This is a genomic window from Kocuria sp. LHG3120, assembly GCF_049897445.1.
GTDB classification, from domain to species: domain Bacteria; phylum Actinomycetota; class Actinomycetes; order Actinomycetales; family Micrococcaceae; genus Kocuria; species Kocuria rosea.
This window is the reverse complement of sequence record NZ_JAFCWG010000001.1, coordinates 16,562-29,272: the sequence shown is the minus strand read 5'-3', so window position 1 is coordinate 29,272 and position 12,711 is coordinate 16,562. Positions and strand designations below refer to the sequence as shown.

Annotated in this window: 12 protein-coding genes and 1 pseudogene; 4 read left to right on the top strand and 9 right to left on the bottom strand. The window is 67.2% G+C overall.

All coding sequences use genetic code 11. The features are described from left to right. Positions 1-13: 13 nt before the first annotated feature. Complete coding sequence (locus ACP7CD_RS00135) at positions 14-775, top strand: IclR family transcriptional regulator (protein ID WP_426118227.1); 762 nt, start codon at positions 14-16, stop codon at positions 773-775. Between the two features lie 209 nt (positions 776-984). Here the strand turns inward: ACP7CD_RS00135 and ACP7CD_RS00130 are convergent, their stop codons facing one another. Then, positions 985-2,616 (bottom strand): bifunctional 3-(3-hydroxy-phenyl)propionate/3-hydroxycinnamic acid hydroxylase, encoded by a 1,632-nt coding sequence (locus tag ACP7CD_RS00130; RefSeq protein WP_426118225.1) that lies wholly within the window; start codon positions 2,614-2,616, stop codon positions 985-987. A 260-nt stretch (positions 2,617-2,876) separates the two neighbouring features. Between ACP7CD_RS00130 and ACP7CD_RS00125 the strand changes: the two are divergent. Next, a pseudogene (locus tag ACP7CD_RS00125) lies at positions 2,877-3,280 on the top strand (recombinase family protein); the annotation flags it as partial. Positions 3,281-3,400: 120 nt separating this feature from the next. Here ACP7CD_RS00125 and ACP7CD_RS00120 read toward each other — a convergent pair. The 3 genes from ACP7CD_RS00120 to ACP7CD_RS00110 are packed head-to-tail and all read right to left on the bottom strand — an operon-like array spanning position 3,401 to position 5,777. After that, a complete protein-coding gene (locus ACP7CD_RS00120; protein WP_426118223.1) occupies positions 3,401-3,877 on the bottom strand; it encodes a MaoC family dehydratase in 477 nt (158 codons plus the stop codon). Beyond that, on the bottom strand, positions 3,874-4,815 hold the full coding sequence (locus ACP7CD_RS00115) for an amidohydrolase family protein (protein ID WP_426118221.1): 942 nt from the start codon (positions 4,813-4,815) through the stop codon (positions 3,874-3,876). Before ACP7CD_RS00115 ends, ACP7CD_RS00120 begins: the two co-directional genes overlap by 4 nt. Positions 4,816-4,826: 11 nt before the next feature. After that, positions 4,827-5,777 carry an SDR family NAD(P)-dependent oxidoreductase gene (locus ACP7CD_RS00110; protein WP_426118219.1) on the bottom strand — a complete coding sequence of 317 codons (951 nt, stop codon included), beginning with the start codon at positions 5,775-5,777 and terminating at the stop codon, positions 4,827-4,829. Positions 5,778-6,195: 418 nt separating this feature from the next. Here ACP7CD_RS00110 and ACP7CD_RS00105 point away from each other — a divergent pair, with 418 nt between their 5' ends. Continuing rightward, positions 6,196-6,417, top strand: a complete 222-nt coding sequence (locus ACP7CD_RS00105) for a MarR family winged helix-turn-helix transcriptional regulator (protein ID WP_426118217.1) — start codon at positions 6,196-6,198, stop codon at positions 6,415-6,417. 111 nt (positions 6,418-6,528) lie between these two features. On the opposite strand, the gene leuD is transcribed toward ACP7CD_RS00105, so the two are convergent. The 5 genes from leuD to ACP7CD_RS00080 form a co-directional block, all read right to left on the bottom strand. Next, positions 6,529-7,128: a 3-isopropylmalate dehydratase small subunit gene (gene leuD, locus ACP7CD_RS00100; RefSeq protein WP_426118215.1), complete on the bottom strand. Its 600-nt coding sequence runs from the start codon at positions 7,126-7,128 to the stop codon at positions 6,529-6,531. A 252-nt stretch (positions 7,129-7,380) separates the two neighbouring features. Further along, positions 7,381-8,217, bottom strand: a complete 837-nt coding sequence (locus tag ACP7CD_RS00095; RefSeq protein ID WP_426118213.1) for a maleylpyruvate isomerase N-terminal domain-containing protein — start codon at positions 8,215-8,217, stop codon at positions 7,381-7,383. A 9-nt stretch (positions 8,218-8,226) separates the two neighbouring features. Beyond that, positions 8,227-9,357, bottom strand: a complete 1,131-nt coding sequence (locus ACP7CD_RS00090; protein ID WP_426118211.1) for a cupin domain-containing protein — start codon at positions 9,355-9,357, stop codon at positions 8,227-8,229. 114 nt (positions 9,358-9,471) lie between these two features. Further along, positions 9,472-10,359, bottom strand: coding sequence for a fumarylacetoacetate hydrolase family protein (locus ACP7CD_RS00085; RefSeq protein ID WP_426118209.1), 888 nt, complete (start codon positions 10,357-10,359; stop codon positions 9,472-9,474). 31 nt (positions 10,360-10,390) lie between these two features. Next, positions 10,391-11,632, bottom strand: coding sequence for an FAD-dependent monooxygenase (locus ACP7CD_RS00080; protein ID WP_426118207.1), 1,242 nt, complete (start codon positions 11,630-11,632; stop codon positions 10,391-10,393). A 30-nt stretch (positions 11,633-11,662) separates the two neighbouring features. Between ACP7CD_RS00080 and ACP7CD_RS00075 the strand changes: the two genes are divergently transcribed. Continuing rightward, complete coding sequence (locus tag ACP7CD_RS00075; protein WP_426118205.1) at positions 11,663-12,487, top strand: IclR family transcriptional regulator; 825 nt, start codon at positions 11,663-11,665, stop codon at positions 12,485-12,487. The last annotated feature ends 224 nt before the right edge of the window (positions 12,488-12,711 follow it).

Sequence of the window (12,711 nt, the reverse complement as noted above, 5' to 3'; positions counted from 1 at the left end):
CTAGGGTGACGCGGTGACGACCCTCTCGCGGGCCAGCCTCATCCTGGACGCCATTGCCGAGAGCCGGGGGCCCTTGACGCTGACCGAGCTGGCCGCCCGCACCGGCCTGCCGCGCTCCTCCGTGCACCGCACCGTGCAGGACCTGGAGGCCGAGCTCTACCTCGTGCGCCTACCGGATCGGCCCGGCTACGCCCTAGGGCCGGGGTTGCTGAAGTTCGGTCTGGCCGGGCACCTGCAGCTGCTCAGCGCCAACCGCTCCCGGCTGGTGGCCCTGGCCCGGGAGACCAACGAGAACGTGGAGCTGGCGATCTTCAGCGGCCGCGAGGTGGTGGTCGTGGACCAGGTGGCCTCCCCAGAGCGACTCAAAGGCGTCACCCAAGTCGGCAAGAGCTTCTCCCTGCACGCCAGCTGTATCGGCAAGGCGCTGCTGGCCTTCCTGCCGCCTGCGCGGGTGACCGAGCTGCTACCGGCTCCGCTGCAGCGGTTCACCGAAGCGACCACCACCGACCGTGAGGTCCTACTGGCCGAGCTGGAAACGGTGCGCACCACCCGGACCGCCGTGGATGTCGAGGAGCACAACGTGGGCATCTGCGCGGTGGCCACCGCGCAGATCGGGCCCACCGGCGCGTTACAAGCCGTGGCCGTGGTGGTACCTACCCGGCGGTTTGCGGCCAAGCGCACCGTGATCCTGCAGGGCCTGCAGCGGCTTAACCCAGCGGTCGATCTGCGAGCGGCCGGGGAGCAGGTGGAGACGAGGATGCGGGCCGGGCTCTGATGAGCCCGGCCCGCCCCTGTCAGCGGTCCTCCCGTGGTTGCAGTGGGTTTACCAGGCCGGGGGATCTGCCACCGGGGCCGGTTCTTGGCAGTGTAGAGCGGTAAGGGGTTTGACGGAGGTGTGCCAAGGTAATCGCCGGGTGGAGCGTTCAGCGCTCCATCCGGCGATCTCTCCGACCTGCTGTGCGGGACCGCTGGTGCAAGGCCTCGTCAGCCGGCGGTGAGGACCAAGGTGTCGGCGTGCAACCCGGTGAGGAACCCTGTCGCCAGAGCCGCGGCACCAGTGGCGCCCCCGGTGCCATAGAGGTGGAAGTCGGGTCGGATCAGGACAACGTCGGCGGGGGAGGCCTCTGTGCCGAGCTCATCCAGCCAGTTCCGATAGGTCCCCTCGACGTCTTTGACGACGAGGATGCCCTCCGTCGCGCCCGCATCCTCCGTGCCCTCCAGGGCCACAAGGCGGATGCCCAGGCGCTGCAGTGCGCGGCGGTCAACCGAAGAAACCTGCTGCAGCATGTCGGCGTGACGGGCAAGGAGGGCACCGGGGCCGCCGAGCAGATCATCGAGCAGGACCGGTGCGCTCTCGCCGTGGATCACACGGCCCTGGAGGGCCAGCTCACCGCCGTGGGGTCCGGTGTGCAGGCCCGGGCCCAGACCGGGGCGGGGCGGGGCGGGGGCTGTGTGGGTGGCTTCCCATTCGGTGATCATACGGGCGTCACGGGCGGCGGCCTCGGCTGGATCGGTGAGGCAGATGACCTGGCCCAGTCCCATGGAGAAACGCACGAACGCGATGGCGTGCTGGGAGCGTTCCGGGCCATAGGTGTCCAGCAGGGCCTCACCTGCCAGGCCCTCGAGCACCGCCGAGAGCTTCCAACCCAGGTTCATCACATCGCGCACCCCGGCTCCGAGGCCCTGGCCGGCGAAGGGCGGCATCAGGTGCGCGGCGTCCCCTGCCAGCAGCACCCGCTCGCGGCGCCACCGGGTGGCCCAGCAGGCCTGGAAGGTGTAGACGGAGTGACGCTCCAGTTCGGCGTTGTCCGGGGTGACCCCGAAGGGTGCCAGTAGTTCCCAGGCCTTCGCGGTGCGGTTGAGCTCCTCGCGGGTCTCTCCGGGCAGGCGCATGAACTCCCAGCGCCGGCGCCCGGGCCCACCGGGCACCATGGTGGCCGGCCGGGCTGTGTCGCAGACCTGGTTAGCTACGTGCGGGAAGTTCAGCTCGGGGCCGGGCTTGACGTCGACCACGAGCCAGTCGTAGAAGAAGCCCTCGTCGTGCCATTGGATCCCGGCCCACTGGCGGATCGCGCTGCTGGCCCCGTCGGCGCCGATGAGCCAGTCCGAGATCACGGTGCACTGGCGTCCGTCGTCGGTGCGGCGCAACGCGGTCCGGGTGGCGGCTTCGTCCTGGGACAGCTCCCCGGCCTCCCAGCCGCGCAGCACGGTCACCGAGGGCAGAGCGGTCACCAGGGCGTCCAGGCGGTCTTCGAGGGCCGGCTGGTTGAAGAAGTAGGTGTTGTACCACCCGGACTCCCCGTGCCCGCTCCAGTCGACCTCCACCAAGGTGCGCCCCTCCCCGTTGCGCCACACGTACATGTCGTCGTAGGGCAGAGTCACCTCCGGGATGATGTCCGGGGCCAGGCCGATCGACTGGAGGATGCGGGCGAAGTCTGAGCAGTGCGTCACCGCCCGCGGCAATGGATAGCCGCTCTGCTTGCGGTCCACGACCACGACCCGGTGGCCCTTGCGGCCCAGCTGGATCGCCAGCAGTTTGCCGACGGGGCCGAAGCCCACGATCGTCACGTCGGCGATCAAGATGTCGGGGGTATCTGCATCTGCAATGGGGTTCATGGCCGGCCTTCCGTCTCGAGCCCCCGGTAGGGCGGGGTGCCGCCCACCGTACGGAGCCCAAGGTGACCTGTCTCACATGGTGTCCCGAGATCCGGGACACCATGTGGTAGGTCTCATAGGGTGTCCCGGATTCCGGGGCAGATGTGTTGTTCACGTCACAGACGCTCCTCACCATTGCCAGGAAGCGCTACCCCGTCCGGGGTCGCACGGCTGGAGGAGTACCCCATGCACGCACCATCCCTAGTCTCGCCACTCATAGCATCACCACGTTTGACTGCCTGGGGCGCTCGACCCACAACTTGCTGGCCTTCGCCGAGACGCTGCGGGGCAGGGGAACCGGGTTGCGGGTGCTGAACCTCGGTGGGGGGGGGGAGATGTGGACACCCACACCCCGATGGGCTCGATGGTCTTCACCGTCATGGCAGCCCTGACGCAGATGGAGTTGGAGATCAAGCGGAAACGGATCATCGAATTGGTGGCCAAACTCCGAGCCGCCGACAAGGATCTGGGCAGGCGGCGCCAGGCCTTCACCGACTCCCAAATCCGTAACGCGCTGCGCCTCATCGAAGGCGGCGAGCCGGCCACCCAGGCCGCCCGGGACCTGGGCATGTCGGGGGCCGCCCTCTACCGGTGGATCCCTAAACTGCCGGTACCGACCAGCTGAAGTCGCAGTGGGCGGTCCGTCGGGTTTTGTACAGAGCGCCGACTCCTCACGCGCAATGGGGGGCGACGTGAGTTTCCCTCCGTCCTGGTGAACGGAGGGGCACTGACCGTAGGGGAGCCCTTAGGCGTAGAAGCGGCCGAGGAAGGTGGCGACCACAGCGGGCCGCTCCTCGCCCTCGATCTCGATCGTGGCATCTGCCACCACGTGGAGCCCGTTGCCCTTGACCTCCTGGACGTCGGTGATGGTCACGGTCATGCGGATCCGCGAGCTCACCTTGACGGGAGAGGTGAAGCGGACCTTGTCGAGGCCGTAGTTGACCTTGGTCCGCACGCCGGTGACGTCGAAGAGCTCGGACCACATCGGGATGAGCAGGGACAGGGTCAGGAAGCCGTGGGCGATCGGGGCGCCGAACGGTCCCTCGGCGGCGCGCTCGGGGTCCACATGGATCCACTGGTGGTCGTCGGTGGCGTCGGCGAACGTGTTCACCTGCTCCTGGGTGATCTCCCGCCAGGCGGAGTGCCCGAGACTCTTGCCGACGAGGTTCTTCACCTCGTCGAAGGCGACGACGGTCTGGGGCTGGGTCTGTGCTTCGGTCATGGCGTGTCCTCCGTGGTGGTGTCCGTGATGGATCGTGTGGCGTGGGGTGCCCGTGCTCCGTCGAGGCCGAGCAGGCGCACGGCGTTGTCCTTGAGGATCTTGGGGCGGACCTCGTCCGTGAAGGACTGCTGCTCGAAGGCGCCGAGCCACTTCTGCGGGGTGATCAGCGGGTAGTCGGTGCCGAAGAGGACCTTGTCCTGCAGCATCCGGTTGGAGGCCTTCACCAGCGAATCGGGGAAGTACTTGGGCGACCAGCCGGAGAGGTCGATCCACACGTTGGCCTTGTGGGTGGCGATGGAGTTGGCCTCCTCCTGCCAGGGCACCGAGGGGTGGGCCATGATGACCTGCAGCTCGGGGAAGTCCGCGGCCACCGCGTCCAGCAGCAGCGGGTTGGAGTAGCCCAGCTTGATCCCGCCCCCGCCGGGCAGCCCGGCGCCCATGCCGTTCTGCCCGGTGTGGAACAGGGCGGGGACGCGCAGGTCCTGGATCGCCGCGTAGAGCGGGTAGAACCGCTCGTAGGAGGGGTCGAAGCCCTGCAGGGAGGGGTGGAACTTGAAGCCCTTGACGCCGTGCTCCTCGACGAGCATCCGGGCCCGCTCCACCGCGGCGGAGCCCTGGAGCGGGTCCACGGAGCCGAAGGGGATCAGCACGTCGTTGTTGCGGGCCGCGCCGGCGGCGATCTCCTCGATGGAGTTCGGTTCGTGGCCCAGGGCCGTGGTCGCGTCGACGGTGAAGACGACGGCGGCCATCCGCCACTGCCGGTAGCGCTCGGCGATGGTGTCCAGGGACGGGGAGCGGTCCTCGGCCTTGAAGTACTTCGTGGAGGCTTCGTTCAAGATCGGAGGTAGGGAGGAGTGCCCGTGTCCGTCGCACTCGATGTGCACGTGCATGTCGATGGCGTCCACCGACGCCAGATCGATCCCGTACTCATAAGCCATGTTCCGGTTCCTTACTTGGTCGCGGTCTCGGGCTGGAGCTCGGCCGGCAGCGGGGGCAGGGTCTCGCCGACCGGCTGCAGGCTGCCCTCGAGGATCGCGGGGAGCTGCTCGCGCAGCGCCTCGAAGGTCCAGCCGCCGTCGCGGTACTCGGTCGCCACGGGCCGGGGGTGGCTGAAGACCTGCAGGCGGTCCCCGCCGGCGCCGATGGCCTGGCCGGTGACCTGCGCGGCGTCGTCGGAGGCGAGCCAGGCGATCAGCCCGGCGACGTCGGCGGCGTTGCCGAAGCCGAGGTCCTTGCGGAAGAACTCCGGCATCGGCTCGCCGCGGCGGTCGGCCTCGACGGCGGAGGCGAAGAAGGGGATGGTCTCGGTCATGGCGGTGGCGGCCACGGGGATGACGGCGTTGGCGGTGACGCCGGCCTTCTTCATCTCCAGCGCCCAGGTGCGGACCATGCCCACGATCCCGGCCTTCGCCGCGGCGTAGTTGGTCTGGCCGAAGTTGCCGTACTGGCCGGTGGGGGAGCCGATGGTGATGATCCGCCCCGGCACCCCGTTCTCCTTGAAGTACCGGTAGGCCTCGCGGGCGCAGGTGAAGGTGCCGCGCAGGTGCACCTGGATGACCAGGTCGAAGTCCTCGTCGGTCATCTTCAGCAGGGACTTGTCGCGCAGCACCCCGGCGTTGGTCACGAGGACGTCGAGGCGGCCGAAGGCCTCCACGGCCCCGGTCACGAGCGCGGTGGCGGTCTCGGTGGAGCCCACCGGCGCCACGACGGCGACGGCCCGCCCGCCGGCCTCGGTGATGGAGGCGACGGCGCGCTCGGCGATGGCCTGGTCGACGTCGTTGATCACCACGGCGGCACCCTGGCGGGCGAGCTCCTGAGCGTAGGCGAGGCCCAGACCCTGGCCGGAGCCGGTGACGACGGCGACCTTGCCGGTCAGTGGTGCGGTGCTGTTATCGGTCATGGGAGGAACTCCTTCGATGGGTACGCGGTGACGGACATCAACGACGTAGTGGTCTGCTGTTCTCCGACCATTTCAAGTCAGATAGTTTAAAAAGTCAATAGTTTAGTTCAGCTACAGATGAGATTATTAAGTACTTCTAGGATGGGTCCCATCCGATCTAGCCACCCAGGAGCCCCCTCATGACCTCTTACCCCGCCCTCTGGCGTCGCCGCTGGGCGACTGGTCAGTACGGGGCTGGCCGATGAGTCGATCTTCCTCATGGCCCGGGCTGCCTCGATCGGCTCCTCGGAGGCCAACCGGCGGCTGGCCAATCTTGGCTTGAAGGTGCGCCACTACTCCGTCCGGGCCATCATCTGCAACGGTGAGGAACCCACTCAGCGGGAGCTTGGGGGAGTTCCTCGTCCTGGATCCCAGCCAGATGGTGGGACTCATCGATGAGTTGGAGCGGCGGGGTGCCGTCGAGCGTCGAGCCGACCCCCGTGATCGGCGGTGGAAGATCATTGCGCCCACCGCCGCGGGGCGGATGCTGTACGCCGAGGCGGAGGAGGTCGTGGCTGGTGCCACGGAGCATTCGTTGGCGAGGTTGGCTCCTGCTGAGCGTGAACAGCGGCGCCAGTTATTGACTCAAGTGGCGTTCTAGCCTCGCCCTTTGCCGCCGAAGGCGCAGAAGTGTGGAGTTGCCGGTCGCGGTATGGCCTACAGTTTCCCGGAGTCGTCATGCCTCTGTGCAGGCATGGTCCAGCGAAGGGACTCACCTCCGGTGAGGCAAGGTGGTGGGCAACCATGCCGGTCGTTGTTGTTCAAAATCGGCGATAGCGTTGGAATGTTGAAGGGTCAGGTCGATGTCGTCGAGGCCATTGAGTAACCGCCAGCGGGTGTAGTCGTCGACGTCAAATCCCCGCGAAAGTCGCCCGGCGGTGATGGAGCGGCGGTGCAGGTCCACGGTAATCTGCACGCCGGGTGACCTTTCGGCAACCTCCCATAGCGCCTCGATGTCCGTCTCGGACACCTGCGCCGCCAACAGGCCAGCCTTGCCGGCGTTGCTGCGGAAGATATCGGCGAAGCGAGGAGAGATCACCACTCGAAATCCATAATCCAGCAACGCCCAAACGGCGTGCTCTCGAGAGGAGCCCGTACCGAAGTCGGGGCCGGCAATCAGTACACGGCCCTGGGCATAGTGGGGATCATTGAGTACGAAGTGGGGATCCTTGCGCCAGGCGGCGAACAGGCCGTCTTCGAAACCGGTGCGCGTGATGCGCTTCATGTAGGCGGCGGGGATGATCTGATCCGTATCGACATTGCTGCGCCGTAACGGGACTCCGGTTCCGGTGACGGTAGTGAACGGCTGCATCGGCGTGGGTTCCTTGTCTGCAGAGGGGCGGAGGAGTCCAAAGATCGGTGGCTTTATGGCTGAGGGGTAGTCCGCGCACGGCTTCTCTCGACGCGCATGCTGGGTGCGGCGACTCAAGGGCCCCGGGAAATGGCAGTGCGCGGGTCGAATAGCCTCAAAGGTGTCGTGGCAGGCCGGGCTAAATGATCGGTACTGCAAACCCCACTCGGTTCCCCCGTAGGGCATGAGCTGCCCCGACAACAGCACGAGCGATCACACCATCAGCAACGACGCGTGAGGCGGGAATGGGCAGGCATCCTCGTGCGGTGTCCACGGGCGCAGCACCGGAACTGCCCCCTCGGTGCTGAGCACACCAGCGGTCCCACGGCCTAGACACCATCGGGTCAGGGCAGCCAGAGTGCCCTCCATGATCACGGTGTGGCCAGGCGCGGCGCCTTCCTCCGTCCGGGGCGTCAGCGTGTTCCTGGGGTGAGGTATGCGGTGGTCAGCATCCCGATCTGTGGGCCGGAGGATAAGCTGCGGGCGCGTGTCCCTCTGCGCAGACCGCGCACTCCAGTCGTCCAAGGCGTCGTGGAGGAGACGTTCGAGTAGTGGCGGTGGGAAGTCCTCCAGCCGTGCGCCGACGTTGAGGTCCACGGCATGGACCCACACTTCACATGCTCGTTGCCAGGCAGTATCTGCAACGTGCACCGAGGATTGGTTGTCTCGGGTGAAGACCGTACTCCACCGCTCGGCGGGGAGGTCGCGCCATTCGACGTTGAGGTGGACGGCTGCGTGGACGTGGAGATTGCGCAGGGCGGCGTCGGGCAGGGTGGCCCCGTAGTCGACGTCATGGGCCTGCGGCAGATCTGTCTCTGCCACAGGCATGCCCGTACGGACTTCTTCGATGAGATGGGCCAGGCCCCGGGCGTGGTAACCGACATGGGCCACCACGTGCGCCCGGTCCCACCCGGGGATCAGGGACGGTCCCCGCATGTCCTCCGCGGTGAGCTGGGTAAGGTAGCGGGAGAAGTAGGCGGTGCCCCTACGGGCCAGCAGGAGCGAGGCGGTGATCTGCGGATCGGTGACCTGGTCATGTCGGGCAGCCATGTGGCGTCCTCAGCCGCGGCTGCCGGGCAGGAACCGGCCGGCCTCGGGAAAGTAGGTGCGCTGGAAGTGCAGGCGCTCCACGATCGGGGCATCGGAGAAGCGGAACAGGTCCAGCTGGTCCTCGGACTCCAGCGACCAAGCCACCCAGGAGGGAACCACGAAGACGTCACCGCGCACGAGGTGGCGGGGTTCGCCGTTGAGCAGGACCGTTCCGGATCCTTCGAAGACCTGCCAGACGGAGGATCCGACCTCCTGGCGTACTGCTGTCTTGGTGCCGGGACGCAGACGGTGGAACTCGCAGCGCATCGTGGGCAAGACATCCCCGCCGTTGGTGGGGTTGGTGTACTTGATCGCGGCGTGACCGGGTTCGACCGTGGCCGGGTGGCCTTCATCCTCCAGGGCCAGCTGCTCGGACAAGGCGCGGTCGGTGTGCTCCCATCGGTAGGCGGCGATCGGGGTGGAGACCTGCTCGTGCTGGGAGGCCAGGGGTGTCAGACCGGGGTGGGCCCACATCCGTTCGGAGCGCGAGATCGCCGGGGACGCCTCATCGGTGACGCGTTCGGAGCCGAACTCGAAGAACCCGAAGTCCACGTCGTGGGCGAAGGGCACGTCCAGCCCGTCAATCCAAGCCATGGGTTGGTCGGTGTCATTGTGGTGGCCGTGGAAGTTCCAGCCCGGAGTCATCAGCAGGTCCCCTCGGCGCATGGCCACCGGGTCCCCGTTGACCACCGTCCACACGCCCTCGCCTTCGACGACGAAGCGGAAGGCGTTCTGGGCGTGGCGGTGCTCCGGTGCCGTCTCGTGCGGGCCCAGCCACTGGATGGCGCACCACAAGGTGGGGGTGGCGTAGGCGGTGGGGGCCAGCCCGGGGTTGGCCAGCCCGATGGCTCGTCGTTCCCCGCCCCGTCCCACGGGCACCAGATCACCGGCGCGCTTAGCGATGTCCAGCAGCTCCGCCCACTTCCACACGAACGGCACCGCCGCCGGCTTCGGCTCCAGGGGCATCAGGTCGTTGGTCTGCGTCCACAGCGGTGCCGTGGAGTTGCGGGCGAAGTCGGCGTAGAGCCGATCGAGAGCCTCACTGGGCTCCGGCTGCCCCCCGGGCACGGGGGTCACCTCGGTCAGGTTGTGCTCAGTCATGGTCTTTCCTTCCGGAACGGAGGTTCGGCAATATGGGGGGCGACGGCTCTGGCACCGGCCTCGGTGAGGAAGGATTGCGATGCCGTCGATGCCGCGTCAGATAGTCGTTCTCTCTCATCCCTGTTGGAGAACCCGCGCGTCGTGGCGGGCTCCGGGACGGTCGGCGTAGGCAATGGCGTGGCGTGCGGTGGTCTGGACCTCGAGGGTGCCGATGTTTTGGATCATCAGCCGCACCAGGGAGCCATCGGAGAGGGCGCCGACTCCAGCCGGGGTGCCGGTGGCGATGACGTCGCCGGGGTGCAAGGTCATGACGGAGCTGGCGTAGGCGACGAGTTCGGCGACGTCGAAGATCAGCTCCGAGGTGTTGGTGTCCTGGCGCAGCTCACCATCGACCCAGCAGCGCAAGGAGAGGTTGTCGGGGTCCCCGACCTCATCGGCGGTGACGATCCACGGGCCCAGGGGGGTGAAGGTGTCGAAGGACTTGCGCGTGGAGCGGTCCTCGGTGGAGCGCACCGTGATGTCGAGGGCACCGGTGTACCCGAAGACGTAGTCCAGGGCCTGATCGACGTCCACGTGGCGGGCCGTGCGGCCGATCACGATCGCCAGCTCACCCTCCTGGTCGGTGCGCTTGTCGGTGTAGGGCAGCACGACCTCCTCCCCGGGACCGATCACCGAGGTGTTGGCCTTGAGGAAAACCCCGTACTCGGCGATGGTCTTCTGCTCAGACATCTCCACCTTGTGGTCGAGATAATTCACCGGGGCGGCCACGATCTTGCCCGGCCGCGACAGCGGAACCGCCAGGCGAACCTGCGACAGGGGCTGCTGCGGGCAGGCGGTGAGATCGATCTGCTGCAGCTGCGCGATGGCCCCACCCTCCTCCAGCCAGGGAAGCCAGGGCCCGCCGTAGCGACCGGCGCGGGTGGGCAGATGATCGGTGACATCGTAGACGACCTCGTCGATGACGATCGCGGCGCGGTCGCCGTCCAAGACAGCCAGTTTCATGATGGTGCTCCTTCGGTCAGCGGGGGAGGGACTAGGCGAGGGTGGCGCTCACCGGCGTGGCCGGCTCGGTGGGCAGGGCAGGGATCCTGTCCTGATAGATCCAATCCGTGTACTCGAAAAGGTCGACGTCTCCTTGGGCGAGGAGCTCGTTGCGCAGCAGACGGGCCGTACCGGTGGCGTGGCAGATTTCTCCGAACATCCGGGCGCGCTGCTGTACCTGTGCGGTGCGGGGGATGCGGGCTTCGGTGTAGCGGCGAGTGACCTCGCTCCACGGGGTGGACCCGGTATCGCGGGCCTGACGGGCGAGAGTCTCGAGCGTCTTGGCGTCCTCCAGGGCCTGGCAGCAGCCCTGGGCCAGGTACTGCAGCATGGGGTGGGCGGCGTCGCCGGTGAGCACGATCCGGTCTTCGCCCCAATGTTCGGCCGGTTCCCGGTCGAACATCGCCCACCGCTGATGCCGGCCAATGTGCTCGAGGGTCTCCCGGACCCGCGGGTGGCAGGCAGCGAAAGCAGCCTCCAGCTCCTCGACCCCGCCGAACTCCTCCTCCCCGCGCAGGAACGACGGAGATTCGAAGACCGCAACCACGTTGAGGACGGCCCCGGCCCGCAGCCGATACTGGACCACGTGACAGGCAGGACCGACCCACACCACCACATCATTGAGTCCCTGATCGGTCGGGACGTCTTCGCTAGGAACGGTGCCCCGGTAGGCGACATAGCCGGAGGGCACCGGCTGGTCCCCGACGATGCCCTGGCGCAGCACCGAGTGCAGGCCGTCAGCACCGATCGTCAGATCCGCCTCGAAGGCCTGGCCGTCCTCGGCTACCGCCCGCGTTCCGGTCTCGGTGCGCTCCACCGCGCCGATGCGGACATCAGTCTGCAACGTCACCCCGGCCTCGCGGCAAGCTTCCAGCAAGATCGAGTGCAGGTCGGTGCGGTGAATGACGACATACGGGGCGCCGTAGCGCTGCACGAACTCCCCAGTCAGCGGCAGTCGGGTGAGCTCCTCGCCCGTGATGGCATCCCGCATGACGAGATTCTCCGGCAGGCAACCGACGGCTTTGACCTGGTCCATCAGGCCCCAGGAGTCGAGGATGCGGGTGGCGTTGGGACCGAGCTGAAGGCCCGCTCCGACCTCGCCAAAGGCCGGGGCCTGCTCGACCACCGTGGCCGAGTACCCCGCTTTGACCAGTCCAAGAGCCGTGGCCAGCCCGCCGATCCCGCCGCCGACGACGAAGGCATTTTCCAGTGAAGTGCTGTTGGTGTGAGACATATCACGACCGTACGGAAGGGATGGGGTGACATGGAATACAATTCCGCTATGCGCAACCCACCTTTGCCTGAGCGGCCCACCGGAGCTGTGGGATCGCTGGATCGGGGGTTGCAGTTGCTGCAGTTTTTGCGGGACTACGGCAGCCTGCGGGTCATGGATGCCGCCGCCCATCTGAACATCTCGCGCTCCAGCGCGCATCGGCTCCTACAGACACTGGTCTACCGCGGTTTCGCGATGCAGGACGAGGAGCACATCTACCGTCCCGGCCCGGCGATGGACGCCGGCCCGGCGCGTCTGGCCTGGATCACGGACTTCCGCAAGCTGTGCGAACCCCACTTGGAGGTCCTCTCGCGCCGCAGCGGCGAATCAGCGAACCTGATGATCCGGGTGGGCGCCAATGTGCGCTTTCTGGGCACGGTCCGGGCACAGTCGGTGCACGCCACCAACGACCGCAAAGGCATCGTGATGCTGGCCCACCAATCCTCCGGGGGAAAAGCACTGCTGGCGGAACTGACGGAGGACCGGCTCGCCCGGCTGTACCTGGAGAATCCACGAGGCGACAACCCGTACCTCATGACTCACGACAACTTCACCGCGTTGACGGAGGACCTCGCCCGGGTACGCAAACAGGGCTTCGCCGTCAACTTCGAAGAAACCGAACGCGGCGTCGCGGCCGTGGGAATGGCAGTGCACGATCGGTTGGGCGAGCCAGTGGGGGCGATCTCGGTGTCCACCCAGACTCGCCGTTTCGCCAGTCAGATCGAGAAGGCCCTGCTGGATCTCCTCCGAGACGCCAGGACCCAGATTGAGCGCGACCTGGCCCTCATTGATTTAGGCGTCGAACGACGCTCTTAAAGGCGTGTACACGAACTTATTACTCACGGGTCAGGAGGCCGAGTCACAGCTGCACGTCTTCGTGGAGCGAGCCCGTGGGTATGACACGTACGTCGGTCACGACATCGTTGACCCCGTGTCGGCGTCGTCCCGGGCCCCGCCCCCACCGGGGGGCAAGGCCGGGGGCCCCCCCCGTTGTTATGACTGGGCACGCAGGAGCGGTTTATGTAGCTTTCCGGTGGTGG